The 17475-nt window shown below is 50.1% G+C and carries 10 protein-coding genes; all 10 read right to left on the bottom strand.

Features of this window, described 5'->3' with window-relative positions:
* Positions 1-2: 2 nt before the first annotated feature.
* Positions 3-2111 (bottom strand): BatA domain-containing protein, encoded by a 2109-nt coding sequence (locus tag ACN0YH_RS05595; protein ID WP_417378575.1) that lies wholly within the window; start codon positions 2109-2111, stop codon positions 3-5.
* A 28-nt stretch (positions 2112-2139) separates the two neighbouring features.
* Positions 2140-3072, bottom strand: a complete 933-nt coding sequence (locus ACN0YH_RS05590) for a DUF58 domain-containing protein (RefSeq protein ID WP_417378574.1) — start codon at positions 3070-3072, stop codon at positions 2140-2142.
* Entirely contained in the window at positions 3069-4094 is a 1026-nt protein-coding gene (locus tag ACN0YH_RS05585) for an AAA family ATPase (protein WP_417378573.1), read from the bottom strand. The genes ACN0YH_RS05590 and ACN0YH_RS05585 overlap by 4 nt, the downstream gene beginning before the upstream one ends.
* A 45-nt stretch (positions 4095-4139) precedes the next feature.
* Positions 4140-4946, bottom strand: a complete 807-nt coding sequence (locus ACN0YH_RS05580; protein WP_417378572.1) for a DUF4159 domain-containing protein — start codon at positions 4944-4946, stop codon at positions 4140-4142.
* A 51-nt stretch (positions 4947-4997) separates the two neighbouring features.
* On the bottom strand, positions 4998-7607 hold the full coding sequence (locus tag ACN0YH_RS05575) for a peptidase MA family metallohydrolase (RefSeq protein ID WP_417378571.1): 2610 nt from the start codon (positions 7605-7607) through the stop codon (positions 4998-5000).
* 371 nt (positions 7608-7978) lie between these two features.
* Positions 7979-8959, bottom strand: a complete 981-nt coding sequence (locus ACN0YH_RS05570) for a DUF1559 domain-containing protein (RefSeq protein ID WP_417378570.1) — start codon at positions 8957-8959, stop codon at positions 7979-7981.
* A gap of 334 nt (positions 8960-9293) precedes the next feature.
* Positions 9294-11450, bottom strand: a complete 2157-nt coding sequence (locus ACN0YH_RS05565) for a prenyltransferase/squalene oxidase repeat-containing protein (RefSeq protein ID WP_417378569.1) — start codon at positions 11448-11450, stop codon at positions 9294-9296.
* Positions 11451-11723: 273 nt separating this feature from the next.
* Positions 11724-12785 carry a biotin synthase BioB gene (bioB, locus tag ACN0YH_RS05560; protein WP_417378568.1) on the bottom strand — a complete coding sequence of 354 codons (1062 nt, stop codon included), beginning with the start codon at positions 12783-12785 and terminating at the stop codon, positions 11724-11726.
* Between the two features lie 279 nt (positions 12786-13064).
* The gene (locus ACN0YH_RS05555) at positions 13065-13631 is read right to left on the bottom strand and encodes a hypothetical protein (RefSeq protein ID WP_417378567.1); all 567 of its coding nucleotides are present in this window, start codon (positions 13629-13631) and stop codon (positions 13065-13067) included.
* A gap of 134 nt (positions 13632-13765) precedes the next feature.
* On the bottom strand, positions 13766-17281 hold the full coding sequence (dnaE, locus tag ACN0YH_RS05550; RefSeq protein WP_417378566.1) for a DNA polymerase III subunit alpha: 3516 nt from the start codon (positions 17279-17281) through the stop codon (positions 13766-13768).
* Positions 17282-17475: the final 194 nt, after the last annotated feature.

The raw sequence follows: 17475 nt of genomic DNA, 5'->3' as shown, positions 1-17475 counted from the left end.
GCTTACGCCTTTCGTGTCGCAGAAGTTTTGTCGGCAAACCATTTTGCCAGCAGTGTTTCCAGGCCCAGCAGCGCGAGAGCCCCGAGAATCAACCAGCGCCAGAGTTTCTGTTTTTGTTCCAGTTCTCGAACCAGAGCCTGGCGTTGAAGGTCGGCTGATTTCATTTGATCGACTATCGGTTCATTCGCCTGAATCAGTTTGACACCCAGTGCTTCCAGTTGTTCTACTGGCAATGGAGCCGTTTTACTTTCGTTGATATCCAGATTGACGGCAAATTGATGTGCCGCCTCTGACTGATTTTCGGGGTTAATCTGATACAGGCCTGGTTGAACGGTTTCAGAAAAATCCTGCTGGCCGGCAGCAAGTTGGATTTTGGATTGAGAAGGAGTACTGATGTGAACAGCCTGAACTGGTTCGGGTAATTTGACTTTCTGGCCGACTAACAACTGAGATCGAGATGCATTGAACTCAGTTTTTAGATTTAAGATCGCATTCATGATGGGAACAAACTTGGTTGAAAGCGCAAATTGACTTTCTCGTGGCGTCCAGCCAAAAGTGGAAACGATTAACCGTCCTGCCCCGCGAGGTATACTGACGATGGCAGGATCTTTGTGATCAAATCGTGCGAGGATCTGAGGGGACAGATTGTCTGGAAGTGAGAGTTTCTGATAGTTCCAGAATTTCAGGTTCGTGAAGTCAGAAAATTCCGGGGCTTGAAACATCTGGAACAGCTTGTGTTCAAAATCAATGTTGGTCAGCAAGGCATAGCCATTTACTTCAGCCGATTCGATTTGAATTTCTGCATCTGAGTCGTGTGTTTGTGACAATAGTGCCTTCAGAGAGTTTGCAGACAGTTGATCGTTCAAAGATAAAAGTGCCACGCCCCCCTGTTGCAGGAATTCGTCAACCAGTTGGATTTCATGCGAAGAGAGCTCGCGGCTGAGAATCATCAGGTCCATGTTCGCCGTGCCCACAAGGACCTGGGGAGAATCAGGGCCCACGGTCAGGAATTCGATTTTTCGTTCTGGCGTGGATGGGAATGCTCGTTTCACGAAGTAGTCTGGAGATTGAATCGAATGATCTGCTGGGATGCCATAATGGACGATGGTTCGGTTTTCTTTTTTGGGTAGTTGAAAATGCAGCGTGTTGTCAAAGGGATGATCATCTCCGCTCAGTTTGATCAGAGGCGTGGGGTGACCGGTTTCCAGTACCGGCAGTCGCAGGACACACGATTGCCCACGCGGTACATAAATCTGTTGAGCGTGTTCAGGTTCACCCGGATGCCATTCATAGGCAACGGAGAACTGTTCCTGCTTTGAGTCTGATGCGTTCAGAATTCGCACAGTAGGCTGATTATTCTCCAGAGCGAGAAGTTGCAGACCCGCGTTACTGGTTTGTGTTGCCTGGATCGGATGCAGACGAACATGCAATGATTCGGGCCAGGAGAATTCCACTAAGGAGTTAATCTGCGATCCCTCTTGAAAATCGGTGATCAGTTCAATCGTGCAGTTTTGCAATGAAGTTCCAGTTGGATCTGAGATTGCCTGCTGTTGCAGGAGTGCCGCCATTTCAGTCAATGCCTGTCCCAGGTCAGTCGCATGCCAGCCTGGTGAAAGAGTTCGAAGTCGTTCCCGGACCTGTTCTGTTAATGGGAGCTGTGAACTCTGGAGCAAATTTTGCAGTGGTTTAACCGGATGCAGGCTGGAATCAAAGGTATAAATGGAAATCTGGTTCTGCGCGCTCGTTTCGACAATCTGTTCTGCTGTCTGAATCGCCTGATCCCAGAGCGAATCTCTGCGCATGCTGGAGCTTGTATCAAGCAGCAGGATGGTCTGTTTCACCGGTTCAGCTGTAATCAGCTCCAGATCAGTGTTCTTGAAAAAGGGACGCGCAAATGCGGTCACCAGCAGGGTGACTGCCAGCGCGCGTAGTGAGAGCAGCAGCCAGTGCTCCACCTTATTCCTGCGATTGGTCTGGGGCGGTTTGTGTTCGAGAAAGCGGAGGGAGCTGAAGAATAGCACGTTCTTAGGCTGGTGTCTGACCAGATGCAGCAGGATGGGAAGTCCCACTGCGATGATTCCAGCTAAATAGAGAGGCGTTAAAAAACTCAACTTGTTTCCTTCCCTCGTTGATTCGTTTTCAGGCGGCGCGATCGGTCAGAAAATCGGATAGTCCCACTTCGAGGGGCGTATCCGTGGTTAATTTATGATAATGCACACCCTGTTTCTGGCAAATTGTCTGGATGGAGTCCTGGTGTGCTTTGAACTGTTTCAGATAATCTGCCTGGGCAGCTTTGGGATTGAGTGAAATGCGTTCTCCCGTTTCCAGGTCTTCAAAAATTGCGGTTTCGTGAAAATCCAAATGAACCTCCGCTGGGTCGAGTATCTGAAACAGAGCGACTTCCTGCCCTTTTGCCCGTAAGTATCCCAGCTGGGTATTCAGCTCATCCACAGAAGTCATCAGGTCGGAAATCAACACAACCAGCCCTCGTTTTTTGATGGTTTCCACAGCATGTTTGAGCGGGGAGACCAGATTTGTATGTGTGCCTTGAGGAGGGCGTTCCAGTTCGATGAGGATGCGTCTAAGCTGTCCGCGTGTAAACCGTGCGGGCACGATGGAATCAACTTGCTCGTGGAAAATGATCAATCCGCTGGCATCGCGTTGCGTCGACAGGAAGTAGGCGAATGTTGCCACGAGTGTTTTCGCATAATCAGATTTGGAGTATCCCAGGCTGTCGAACTGCATGGACGAGCTTAGATCGAGCAGCATGTGACAGCAGAGATTGGTCTCTTCTTCAAACCGCTTGATAAAATGCTGGTTAGAGCGGGCAGCCAGTTTCCAGTCAATATGGCGGGGATCATCGCCGGCCGTATATTCCCGGTATTCCGTGAATTCGACTGAAAATCCGTGGTAGGGACTGCGATGCAGGCCTTTCCAGGTTCCCTCGACGACTGATTTGGCCCGCAGTTCCAGCGATTTAATTCGCATCAGGCAGGCCGGGTCAATCCGTTGTGAGATCAGCTTCTGGCTCTGACTGGTTCGAGATGTCTGTTGGAGAGGAAGTCTGCTCATGCTTCAACGGGCCTTTTAATTGTTTCAATCAGTTGTTGTACGACCGATTCAACCGTAATGCCCTCGGCTTCGGCACGGTAGTTGATCAGGATGCGATGACGGAGCACCGGCGCCAGTAATGCCTGGATATCCTCCAGGATGACGTGCACGCGTCCCCTGAGTACTGCCCGGGCTTTGGCACCCAGAATCAGGCTTTGTGCGGCACGCAGACCGGCGCCCCAGTTGACCCATTCGTTGATAAAATCAGGCGTCGTTTCCTGCCTGGGCCGCGATGCGGCACAGAGTTGAACCGCGTAGCGTACGAGTTCTTCTGCAACGGGGACTTCACGGACAAACTGGTGAAACTGCTGGATATCATTGCCCGTAAATAGTGGCTGGATAGGCTCGGCATTGCGGGCTGTGGTCTGGGTTACCACAGCAACTTCATCGTCTTCCGAAAGGTAATCAATCACGAGATTGAACATAAAGCGGTCCAGCTGTGCTTCGGGCAGTGGGTAGGTGCCTTCCATCTCAATCGGATTTTGTGTTGCCAGCACGAAAAACGGTTTATCCAGCTCGTACTTGATCCCGGTTACGGTGACCTGCTTTTCCTGCATGGCTTCCAGCAGCGCGGCTTGAGTCTTGGGAGGAGTGCGGTTGATTTCATCGGCAAGCAGGATGTTTGTAAAAACAGGCCCTTTGACAAATTTCATGGCCCGGGCTTCCTGGGATTCTCCTGCGAGAATTTCCGTTCCCGTAATATCAGCGGGCATCAGATCCGGAGTAAATTGGATTCGTTGTGACTTCAATTTAAAGACTTGCGCCAGGGAATTGACCAGGAGTGTTTTAGCCAGTCCGGGAGCACCGGTAATCAGGCAGTGTCCGCCGGCAAACAAGGCAATCAGGAGCTGATCAATGATTTCTTTCTGGCCGATGACTGCTTTTGAGATTTCCGCATCGATCTGCCGACGGCTATTTTGCAGCAGTTCAAAAATACGTTCATCTTCACTGCGGCTATCGGGTGAGACAACTTTAAGGTTCACGTTTCTGCTCCTGATAGAAGAACTAAATAATCGTGGGCGCTGAGTTCAGTGTGTCATGGCATAAAAAACAATATTAATTCCCAGTGGGTACGCTTTCTTCTCGGAAAACTCCTGAAAGTACCATTTGTCTTCCCCTTCGCGCTCCCAGCCATCACCCAGATCGGTATTGTGACAGACGACGACGATCAGTCGCCCTTGATCATCAAAAATCCCGCGGTAATGGACTTCCTTTGCATCTTCCCGTTCCCAGGTGATGCCTTCGGAACGCCCCCACTGCGCGACCCCGATGCTGGGTACCTGAGGCTTTTCTTTCAGATCGTAAACACAATGAAAAATGGGATGTTCCAGCGGAATGTCGACCAGTTCACGTTCCGGGAAGACACGTTTCATTTCCATCGCGAAGTTATCCCACTCTGCTTCTCCCCAGAAATCATCCACCATCATGAATCCGCCATTCATCAGGTAGCGTCGCAGGCAGGCGACTTCTTCTTCGGTGAATTCCAGAGAGCCAGGTTCGATCATGTATATGAACGGGAAGTCAAACAGCTCTTTATCGGTCAATTCGAGAACGCGACCTTCTGGATCGACTTTCAGGGAGGTGAGCTGCTGCAGACGATATGAAAAGTTTAAATCACTGTCAGGGTAATCGGTGGCCCAACGGCGCCAGCCCTGATGGGAGTTAAAGCGGACCCTGACGAAGGTGAAGACGTCGTGCCTGAATTTCGGATCATTTTTCCACTCGGGCACTCCGCCACGGTCAGCGGGAATTCCTTTACGATACTGTCCGATGCAGATTGTAACGGCGAGTAGTGCTACGCAAATGGCTGCCAGGGAAATTAACGTTCGCTTCATGGCAGGCTCCTCCTGAGCCCTTTCAGTTCCTACATCAACCTGTGTAAGACATTAAGGTGTGTATGCAGTTAATTCGAGCAGTAGTTGGTGTGCGGCCCTGAATCGAGGGGCCTGTTCGAGCGCGATGAGTGTGTGTCGTTTCGCTTTCTGTCTGTGTGTATCCTGTAGCAAACGGGCGAGCTGATAGTGAGTTTCTGCAGGGTTGTGTGGTTTCAACGCGAGAATCGCCTGATATGCGGCGACCGCTTCTGGTTGGTGTTTTAAATGAATACAGGCGTTTGCCAGTCGCTGCTGTGTTTCCTGGTCGAGTGGATTAATGGCGTTTGCATCTCGGCAGACCTGGTAAACGGCTTCCCAGTTTTCCTGCTGCTGGTAGAGAACTGCCAGACGCTGAAAGACTGATAGCGCGTTCGGGTTCCACTTCGCATGCTGTTCCAGATACGTTTGTTCCAGCTCGAAGCGCTTCTGCTTTTGATAAAGTTCTGCCAGGCGCAGGCAGGCGTTATCGGCGCCTGTGTATTCAGGATACAGTTCGACCAGTTTTTTGAGGATGGATTCCAGTTCTACGGTTCGATTTTCTTCTTCCAGCATCTGAGAGTAAGCCATCAGTCCCTGGAAGTGATGCGGATGTTTGTCAATCCAGTCATCAAATCGCTTGGTATCATCGCTGGTAAGCGCAGTCAGATCCTGCTCCGACCAGTCGACTGAAGGCGCGAAATTCTCAGCCTCTGCTTTCAGGTACATAGAGAAATCCTGTTCCAGTTCTCCCAGTATTTTAGTGCGGCGTTCGATGGCGACATTCACCGGGATCCCAGCACGCAGATCGCTCAGGATAGACTTCATTGCATCAAACCCGAATTCATTGATCAGGTATTCCACGACCATGGATGATTGATAGTAGGCAAACTGAATGTGCAGACTGCTTTTGGGATTCAGGAAGGCACTGCTCAGTTCACTGATGGGTGTTGTATCCCCTTTCAGGATCATGTCCCGATACTGTGGGACCATGGTTTCTCCCCACCGGGGATTTTTCTGGCGTTCTTCGTAAACGGAAAGCCCTTCACTGATCCAGCGGGGCATTTTATTTTTTGTGAGTTCCAACGTGACTACATGACAGAATTCATGCCATAAAACGGACTGCCAGTTCGTGGGGTGCTCCGCCTGAGAAGCCGGGCTGTTCGCAGTAATGACTTTTCCAAAGCACACACCCAGGTAACCAGAGACCGCAGGCATTCCGAATGTGCGGACAGCGAAGTCATCCGGATCAGGGAATATTTCTACCGTGATTTTCTGATCGAGTTTCAGGCCATATTTTTTGCACAGAACCTGTTTCGCTTCTTGTAGCAGTTTCAGAACTTCCCGGCCGTACACATCTGCTTCACGGGCTTCCATCCGGACGATGAAAGTCTCATCTTCCAGGGTTTTGAAGCTGGCCAGCTGATCTTTCAGTTCGAGTAGATTGAATGTGGTTGTGTCGTATCCATCCTGCTGGTGAGCCAGTAAGGCGTTTTTCCAGCCGCTCACTTCGAGCCCGAGTCTCAGTTCATCCTGAGCCAGTTGGATGCGGGCTGGAATGAACAGAGAGTCTTTTTCGAGTGCCTGGCGCTGGTAGGTGGCTCCTTCGGAAAAACGATAGTGTTCGGAAAGTGCTTTTCCAATCTGGTAGTCTACTTTCGGATTCTGGTTGTGGTGACTGAGTGCCTGCCAGTAATAAGCTGCTTCATCAAATGGTCGATGCTCAAAGTGTGCGATGACCGCCAGGCAGGACCAGGCTTCCGCCTGATGAGGATTGATATCGAGTACCGCATCCAGACGTTGTATGGCTTCGGAGTACTGCTCGGAATGGATGCAGCGATAGATGTGCTCCAGGTGGGCCGGGATATACCGAGGGTTAATATTCAATACTTGTGATATGAGTTTGTCAGCGCGCCCGGGGTTGCCGGATTGCAGAGATTTTGCCAGGCCGAACAGCAGGTCGGCATCCTCGGGAATTCTTTTCGTGGCAGCTTCGAAGGTTTCCTGTGCCAGAATAAAGTCATGTTTGTCTAATGCCAGCTTGCCACTGGCAAGGTATGCGTCTTTATGATCAGGGTATTCACTGATGGCACGGTCGTAAAAGGATTCCAGTACGAGCGCGGGATCAGCTTTTTTCAGGAGGGAGGCCTGTCCAAGTGCGATCAGACTGCTGGCATCTGTGTAGCGCCACGCAGAGCGACTGGCCAGTTCGGGAATACTGCTGAGGAATTCTATGGCTGCTGCATGTTCATTATTGAGCTGGTAAATCTCATAGGCTTTCAGACGAAGCGGGAGACTCCAGGAATAACGTTTGAGCCCTGCCTCTATGGTCTGTTTCGCTTCTGCGTATTGACCGACGGCCAGTTCTGCTTTTACCTTTAACAGCGGCCATTCGGAGCCATATGTTTTTTTCAGGATCGCAGCTTCTGTTTTCGCTATGCAGGCCTGATACTGTCCGGAATTCAGGAGCTGTTCACACTCTTCCAGATCATTGGCATAGAGAAATGTCTGGCTGGAAATGAGCAGAAACAGGAAGCAGTAAGAAGAGAGAGAAAGAGTGCGATTCACAAGTCTGTTGTGAAAGAGCCGGTTGAGACAAGCGGCTGGAAGTTCAAGCCAGAACTGGTAACGTTGCACTCTTTGCATATGCGCCCTTCCATGGGAAAGTTCAATGTGCGAAATAAATTTCGCGATCATTGAGATACCATACTTCAGAGTCGGATCCAAAACGGCTTCATGTCCGAAACACCGAAGGAAGTTACTTCTGACTCGAGCAGCGCTGGAAGTAGATCATAAGTTGGAGAGCCAACGGAGGACCATATCTGAAATTCACAAAATGTGCAATAAGAATTTTACCGGGGAGGGATATTTGACAAATTTCCCCGGAGCGTCAGAGTTTTTAGCGCATAAAAAAACAGGCAGCCCACTCTACTGTTTTGAAGTAAAGTGGCTGCCTGTTTAGCAAATCTCAGTTCTGTTGAATAACCACAGAAACCGTTTTGGTCAATCAACTGACTTTAGAATTCACCCAGAACCTGACCATCATTGATGATGGCGAGTTTCTGATAGGTACCCATGGCAGCTGCGCCTGCTGTGGAGTTATAGTCAGATGAATTGATGTTCTCGCTGATGAATCGGACGGTACCATCACCCAGCAGGAAGTGGCATCCACCTACGTGCTGACTGCCGAAACCACGATGAGGAGCAGAACCGCTTGTTTTCTGATTGATGTTTGTCGCTTGTGAAACAACACCTGTTGTGTCTTGTTCCAAACCACCGACAGTGCTGGTAATGCCAGCAGTACCTGCTGAATTGGTACGTCCACCAGCCCAGATGGCTGCAGAAGGCTGTGTAATTGTGCTACCCGTCTGCTGGAAGGCACGCTCACCGACCAGAATCGTGTTGGATGTTCCATCTGTGAAATCACGGAAACGAACACTGCTTCGGGGGTAGAAGGAACCTTTATACTGGTAGGTATTTACCGGGGTACCTGTCAGATCAGAAATATGTCCTGAAACAGCGGGGTAGCTCAGAGCACCGTATCCATTTGAGCCGTCAGTACGCAGGTTGTTGACCACGGGGACAATAGATGAAGGGCAGCGATAGACGGGAATCGCAGTCTGCAGAGCATTTGATGTAGAACCATAAGCCTGGGTCGCCACTGGCAATAGCAATCCACCATTGGGATTGATGGTATTGTAGAGCGGCGCTTGATCAACAAAAGGCAGCAGGAATGTCGACCAGGCCCAGTTGTAGTCAGTAGTAGAACTGGCAGTGTTTACATTGCCGAGTGGAAATACTCTGTGAGTATCAGCGTAGTTGTGAATGGCGATGCCAATTTGCTTGAGGCTATTTTTGCAGGTAGAGCGTCGAGCAGCTTCACGTGCCTGTTGAACAGCGGGAAGGAGTAATGCAATCAGGATCGCAATGATTGCAATTACCACAAGTAGTTCGATCAGTGTGAACCCGCGTTTGGGGGTTCCGGAACATCTCTTCATCTTAACTCCAGTAAAAAACGGGTGGGTTAGAGGGTGCCTGCGAGAAACGGTCGGTTTCTACTATTTGAAGGTGGGTAGCTTCGAGCACTTTGTAAATGCACTAGAAACTTATACCTGTCAGGAAGAGGAAACAAGCAATCATTGTATATTGTTCAAAAAAAAATGAGAAATTTTTTTGAATGGTGTGATTGTGTGTAGTGTGCTGGCTCTAACCCTCTTTTTTTAAAGGGTTTATTTTGCAAAATATTGTCAAGAAAAATATTTTTAAGACGAACATGGCTTTCTGTGCATAGGGGGGAATACCATGTTCTGCAACTTTTGGCACGATGTCTGATCAGCGTCTCAGACGCTCAAATCGGGCCAGGGCCATCAGTGGAAAGTAGGTCCGGTAGAGGTGATATTTGAGATAGAAAACCTTGGGAAAACCGGTTCCGGTGAAGGGTTCTTCGTTCCAGTTCCCGTCTGCTTTTTGTGTTTCGAGCAGATAATGAATTCCCCGGCGTACAGCGGCAGAGTCAATTTCGTCAGCCGCCATCAATCCCATCAGTGCCCAGGCGGTCTGTGAGGGAGTTGCTGCGCCCTGTCCGCGCAGAGAGGGGTCAGCGTAACTGTCGGCGGTCTCGCCCCAGCCTCCGGATGGCTGTTGATGGGATTTCAACCAGCCGACCGCGCGAACAATGCGAGGGTCATCGGCGGGAACACCGATATTTATCAATCCGACAATCGATTGCCAGGTTCCATACAGATAGTTTACACCCCAGCGCCCGTACCAGCAGTGATCATCTTCCTGCTGACTCCAGACATATTCCAGCGCTTTTTGACAGGCGGGATGACTGAGAGGTAATTGCACGTCGGCAAATGCTTCCAGAACGCGAGCAGTTAAATCGGCGGTACTGGGATCAACCATCGCGTTATGATCAGCAAAGGGAACCTGGGTAAACAGTTCCCGGTTATTATCTCGATCAAAGGCACCCCAGCCGCCATCCTTATTCTGCATCCCGAGCATCCACTGCATCCCGCGCTGAATCGCACCGATCATGGGTTCCAGCAGGTCCAGGTCCGCGTAAGCCTGTTCTCGAGATTCACTGCGACCTATTACAATCGCTTCCGTGTCGAGTTCTTCGTCGTAAGGGTTCCATTCCGGTGTGACGAGGAAATCGGTCCGCCACTGGTCCTGCTTGAGCGTTTTAGGCATACACCGTCTGAGAGCCATGATTACCATCGCCGTGTCGTCGACATCAGGATAGAACTCATTATTGAATTCAAAGTACCAGCCGCCCGGTGTTTGTGATTTGCTGGAGTTAACCCAGTCTCCCGGCTGCCGGGCTTCTTGAGAGAGGAGCCATTTCACACATTTTCGGATGGCGGGATGGCGATTCGAGACACCTGCCTCCCGCAGGGCAATCGTGCTGAGGGCGGTATCCCAGACCGGCGATTTGCAAGGCTGCAAGCGAATTCGATCGCCTTCCTTAATCTGTAACTTTTTCAGTTCGCGTAGTGCACGCTGAATTCCAGGGCTGTTTTCGTCCTGTCCCAGGCACTTTAATGCTATGACAGTCCAGATGATGGGGGGGAAAATAGCTCCCAGACCATCGCTTTTTTCAAATCGTTCGGTCATCCACTGGTGTGCCCGGGTGACGGCTTTCTTGCGAAATGGTTTCAGTCCCAGGTTTTCAACGAGTTTGACTCCTTGATCGACAACCTGAAAAAAAGCATGCCAGTTGAACCAGGTTTTTTTCGAGAGAGAATCCAATGCTTCAGACTTGGGGATCGTCCTGGGATAGTCTTCCGGTAGGCCTGTAAACAGTTCGGTGATCCCCTGCTCTGCGGTTAACGTAATTGAGGGGCGATATGCCCAGAGGATGCTCAAGGGAACGAGAATTGTACGGGACCAGGCTGACATTTCAAAGATATTAAAAGGCATCCAGCGCGGAATCAACATCAGCTCCGGCGGAACAGCCGGGCACTTGGAATAGGGAATGACTCCGAGTAAGGCCAGGTAGAAGCGTGTAAAACTGTTGACGGCTTCGACTCCTCCGGCAGCCAGAATTGCAACCCGGGCGCGTTGCATGTACTCCTCTGCTGGCGAGTGACCTGTCAATTTGAGCGCGAAGTAAGCTTTGACCGAAGCGCTGATTTCGATCGGGCCTTCCGGATACATATTCCAGCCTCCAGCGGGCATCTGGGTATCCATCAGGTAGTTAGCAGCCTGAATAGCTTCCTCTGAATTCTGCTTTCCCAGAAATGTCAGCAGCAGAATGTATTCGGATTCCAGAATCGAATCTCCTTCGAGTTCTCCTACCCAGAAGCCCTCTTCATGTTGCAGTGACAGCAGGTAATCGCGCGAGCGGGCAATCCCTTTGAGCAACTGCTCTGGATGATCGAAGGGTGCGGCTTCCGTACTGGGGAAAATCTTGAAGGTGGGGGCTGTCTCGTGACCAGGCTCGGGGTTGCCGGACAGATCACTGGCTCTCAGTCTGCCTGAATTCATTTCAGGTACTCCCTGACGTTGTTGATATGGATTCCATTCCCGGGAAATTGATCTGACGTCTAGCCTGTATCCAGGTTTACTATTAGACTCTCCACCGCCTTCTGGGCCGACGATAATAGATCAAGAGATGCTTTGGTTAAACTGGATCTGTTCTAGAACGCGCATTCAATTTCGAGGTCGAAATCATAAGCGGAGACCGCTTTTTGTACAACCTCAATCAAGGTAAGGGGTTTGAGAATCGGGACTCAAACGCTGTCGGGTGACCTGCTGATCTCAGCAGGATTCCGTCTGGGTTGCCAGTTCGGAGGGTTCACCCGTGGTGGCATCCATCTCATGCCCTGAAATGATCACCTCAAATCCCAGGTCGGCGATCATTTCATAGTCTGCTTCCGCAGCCTGGCCTTTGGTTGTCAGATAATCACTGACAAACATGGAGTTGGCGGCGTAGAGTCCCATTGCCTGCATCGAGCGCAGATTGACTTCACGTCCACCCGCAATCCGAATTTCTGTCGCAGGGTGGGCCATCCGGAACAGGCAGAGTGCTTTCAGGCAATACCGGGGGTCGAGTTCATCAACCGCTTCCAGTGAGGTTCCATCAATGGAATTCAGGAAGTTCACCGGGATGGATTTGGTTTCCAGTTCGCGGAGTTCAAAAGTGGCATCGACAATATCTTCGGCAACCTCGCCCATACCCACAATCAGGCCACTGCAGAGTTCCATGCCGGCTTCCCGGGCCACTTTCAGTGTCTGCAGGCGATCTTCATAGGTGTGAGTCGTGCAGATTTTTTCGTAATATTCACGACTGGTATTTAAGTTATGATTGATACGATTCACGCCCGCCTGTTGCAGACGTATTGCCTGATCTTCATTCAGGAGACCCAGGCAGCAGCAGATGCGCAAATCAAACGAGGATTTGATTTTTTCCACGACCGACGCAACGTGCTCTACTTCTTTATCGGTCGGGCCACGTCCACTGGCGACGATACAGTAAGTCCCCGCTTTCGCTTCATCCGCTGCTTTGGCACCTTCGAGAAGTTTTTCTTCATTGAGCATGCGGTATTTAGGAATATCCGCCTTTGATCCACGTGCCTGCGAGCAGTAGCCACAATCTTCAGGGCAGAGACCACTTTTGGCATTTTTCAGGTAGTAGAGTTGTACCTGTTTGCCAAAAGATTTCTGTCGGATGCGATAGGTGGCAGACAGCAGGTCCAGCAATTCATCATCACTTGAGTTTAAGATTTCCAATCCTTCTTCACGGGTAATCTGGTAGCCAGATAAAACCTGATCAGCGAGTGACTGCCAGCGTGAAGGAGATGAAGTGACCTGATTGTTCATCAAAGATATCTTTCAGTGCAGAAGGAGCGAGTTTTTTTTAAGTAGACCGGGCATTCCGGCGAGTTTTATGGAATTAAAAGGCAGCGCCAGGCTGCACACCGGAAACCATTGAAGTTTACTGAAACCGCCGAGAGTAAAGGCGAGCAGGTTTCAAAATGGTGTCATTGGGTGCAGTTGCTGTTGGGCTGCAGTGATGCTCTATGATAGGCGAAATGAAGGAGAGTACAAGTATGCTGACAGTCTTGGAGAGGGGCTGTTTTGAGGATTTTCTGAATCAACTCAATAGGATGTTCGAATCCACTTCTGACTGACATCTCCCTCGACATCCCTGAGTGTGAACATTTTGTCTTCGATCGAGTGAATCTCGCGCACAAACTCACTTCCCCAGAGTTGCTTGATGTAATCCAGTTTGTTTTCAGGACTTCCGCCGACAGCCAATAGTGTCAGCGTTGCAGCATTTAAATGCCATTCGATGTCGACGGTAACTTTTTTGCCCAGGACTGTACTCCAGATCCCCTGTGGTTCAATTACCATTGTAGCCGTCCCATTTTCCTTGATGGTCAGGATCTGCTTACTGGTACTCTTGGTCTGTTCCCACTTGCCAACAAGACGCGCCAGCAGCTCTTGTGAATTCAGTTCGGCGAATTTTATGTTGGATTCAGGCTGATTTTCTGGTTCTGCAGACTTGATTTTGGGAGCGATACGGGCAGGAATCTGTTGCAAAACCAGTTTCTGAGTTTGACCCTGAGCCCGTATCGATTGACTACGATTCGAATCGGCAGCAGGGTACAGGAAGACGGCTGCGAGTCCAGCCAAAGCCAATATTACAATTCCTGTTTTTTTCATCAATGGAATTCCTGAAACAACAAAACAAGCTGATTGCAGCGTAACTATATCTTATTTTCGGCAGCAGGGAACACCAAGATTTCTTTAAAAATGCCAGATCTGATACTTTGCAGAGAGTCGTAGCTGCAAAAGGGTTACCGGCCCAGACTTCCATTGGTATTTTTTTTCTTGACTGGTGTATGAAAGTGTATGTGGCTCTGGCCTATGACGGCAGTGAGCTGTGTTTCGAATTCATTGCTGCAGGAAACACGCAGGCTTCCCGGTGGATTAAGTACATACCGTAACTGCGTGTCGGGTTTCTCCTGATCCACGGAATCGACGACCAGAATGACTTCAGTCTGACCTGGAAACTGTGTCAGTACATCGTGGACATTGACCATATCCTGTCTCGTGTGCACTCCCCGTTTAAAATTGATGGCCAGGCGGTCGGTGAACTGTTTCCGGGCATCATTCAAGGTAAGCAACTGATCGACAATCACATTTGGTTCCCTGCCCCGTTTGTCGATTTTCCCTTTGATAATGACCATCGCTTCCATTTTGACTTTTTCGCCCATCGATGCGAACTGTTCGGGCCACATGATGCAGCGAACCAGGCCGTGCGGGTCTTCAAGGTCAAAGTTCACATAGCGGGTATTCCCATTTTTACTGGGCTTTTTCGTCGCTGCCATTTTAATTGAGGAAACCATGCCTGCCAGAATGACTTCGACCCGGTCATCCATTTCCGCCAGTTCGTTGGTTTGATTCTGTGCATATTTGGTTAGTCCGGTACCCATTTCCGCAAGTGGGTGGGAAGTGAGATAGAAACCAAATACTTCTTTTTCAGCACCCAGCTTTTGAGCACGCGGCCAGTCTTCGGCCTCGGGTAATGATGATTCTTCTGATGCGCCGGTTTCTTCGTCAACCGGTTCGTCGCCAAACAGACTTTTTTGTCCACGTGCCCGGTCGCGATGAATGTTCAATGAAGCTTGTACCGCACGTTCGACCGTAAGCATCAGCTGGGCCTGATTTCCGCCGAGACTGGAGAGGGCCCCTGCTTTGATCAGAATTTCGAGCGTGCTCTTATTGAGTGTTTTGGGATCGACGCGTTCACACAGGTTATACAGGCTGGTAAATGGTCCATTCTCTTCTCGCTCTTTGACAACTGCTTCCAGTACCTGTTCGCCAACCCCTTTGATTGCCCCCATACCGAAGCGGATCATTTCACCTTCTACGCTGAATTCAACCTCTGAGCGATTGATGTCAGGCGGGAGTACTTCAATTTTCATCCGGCGACAGTCATCAACGTGTTCGTTGATTCGTTCATGACTTTCCATACCGCAGGAGAGCAATGCCGCCATGAATTCTTTTTGGTAATGCGCTTTCAGATAAGCAGTCGCATAAGCGACTCCACCGTAGGCGGTCGAATGTGATTTATTGAACCCGTATCCCGCGAATTTTTCGATCATTTCGAACAGGTCTGTTGCCAGTTTGACATCCACGCCACTTTTTTCGGCGCCTTCGAGGTACTGATCCCTGAAGTCAGCAATGATTTTCAGTTTTTTCTTACTGATGGCTTTAATACAGCGGTACGCGGCAGAAAGTTCAATGCCACCCACGCGGTTTAGAATCCGCATGACCTGTTCCTGGTAGACCATCACGCCGTAGGTCTCATCCAGAATTTCATCCACGATAGGATGGACTTTGGGAATCGGGATCCGGTTATTTTTTACATCGACATACTGCATCACCATCCCCCCTTCCAGAGGGCCCGGTCGATACAGAGCGGAGGTCGCAATAATATCTTCGAATTTGTCTGGCTTCATCTTGGTCAGCAGGTCCCGCATCCCGCCACTTTCCAGCTGGAAGATCCCTTTGGTTTCTCCGCGCTGGAGCAGCTCGAAGGTTTCCCTGTCATCCAGTGGCAGCTTATGCGGATTGATGTCGATACCGCGATGTTTTTTGACGTTTTGAACAGCTTTGTCCAGAATCGTCAGGTTTCGCAGACCCAGGAAGTCCATTTTGAGCAGCCCCACCGATTCGACTGTGGGACCATCCCATTGAGTGATAATGTCGGTCTTTCCGGTAATCGACTGCAGCGGAACGACTTCGGAGAGCGGCAGGTCAGCCACTACAACACCGGCTGCGTGTGTGCCTGCACTACGGCAGAGACCTTCCAACTGCATCGCCAGATCAAGCAGACGTTTGATCTCTGAATCCTGATCGTAGGCAGACTGCAGATCGGGGCTTTCTTTCAGCGCATCTTTCAATTTGATTCCCAATGATTCCGGAATCATTTTCGCGATTTCATTGACACGTGCGAGTGGGACTCCCAGCGCGCGTCCCACATCACGAATCGCCGCCTTGGCTTTCAAAGTCCCAAAGGTACCAATCTGTGCGACACTTTTTTCGCCATACTTCTGCTTGGTGTAATCGATCACCAACTGTCGTCGGTCACGGCAGAAGTCAATATCGATATCGGGCGGCTCCGTTCGACTGGGATCCAGAAACCGTTCAAACAGCAGGTCATACTTGAGCGGGCAGACCTGAGACATGCCGAGCAGGAATGCGACGATGGCGCCACACGCTGATCCACGAGCCGTACAGGGAATCCCTTCATTTTCCGCAAACTGCACGAAATCCCAAACGATCAGAAAGTAGCTGGAGTATCCCATCTGTTCGATCACGCCGAGCTCAAGATCAAGTCGATCCCAGTGTGCCTGCGTCAGTTCATCGCCGTATTTTACAGGCAGGCGTTCTTCACAGAGCTTTCGCAGGTATTGTGTGTCGGTCAGATTATCTGGTGGCTGGAATACGGGGTAAAACTTTTTATCCGACATTTGAATGTCGACCCGTTCCGCAAGCTCCTGCGTTCGGGCGACTGCATCTTCAAGTCCGGGGAAGGCATTATACATCTCATCCTGTGTTCGCACGAAGAACTGGTCGCCAGTCATTTTCATGCGTTTTTCATCGCTGACGACGGCTCGCGTACTCACGCAGAGCAGGACATCCTGCGCTTCGGCATCTTTTTGATCGACGTAGTGCGCATCATTTGTGGCGACCAGAGGCAAGCCCATTTTGTTGGCCAGATCAACAGTTCCTTCGAGACACTGCCGCTGAATTTCCAGACCTGCATTCTGGATTTCCATATAGACCCGGTCACCAAAAACTTTTTCATACCAGGCGCATAATTTTTCTGCCTCTTCCCAGTCTTCTCCCAGAATGCGGTGCGACAGTTCACCGGCGGCACAGCCTGTCAGCAGGATCAGACCTTCGCTGTGTGCCTCGAGAATTTCCTTGTCGATACGTGGTTTGTAATAGAAACCTTCGAGATAGGATGTGGAAGAGAGTTTGATCAGGTTTTCGAACCCCTGTCGGTTCTGTGCCAGCAGTGTTAGATGAAAACTGGCTTCTTTCATCCGGGAAGCCCCTTTTTCAAATCGGCTTCGGGGGGCAATATATGCTTCCAGTCCCAGAATGGGATTCACATCCTGACTGCGGCACTGCTGATAGAAATCCATGGCGCCATACAGGTTGCCGTGGTCGGTAATTGCGAGCGAATTCATGCCCGCTTCCTTGACTTTACTCACCATTTCGGGGATGCGGCTGGCACCATCCAGCATACTGAAGTGAGTGTGACAATGCAGGTGAGCAAAAGGTCTGGGGTCGCTCATATTATTCCGTGCTCCCGTTTTTTATGAATGCCATCCAGGCAAAAGACAGCTTGTGCTGTGAGAGATTTGTAACTAGCGGAAGCTGGAGAGGATTCTACTACAGCGTTCCATTCCATGAGTGTATGTGGATTATCTGGTTTGTCAATCTACCAAATGTCTCTGCGCTTTTGGTTTTTGAGATGTTGATTATTTGA

The sequence above is a fragment of the Gimesia sp. genome, from assembly GCF_048262075.1.
In the GTDB taxonomy this organism is placed as follows: Bacteria; Planctomycetota; Planctomycetia; order Planctomycetales; family Planctomycetaceae; genus Gimesia.
This window is presented reverse-complemented; position numbering and strand designations above follow the sequence as displayed.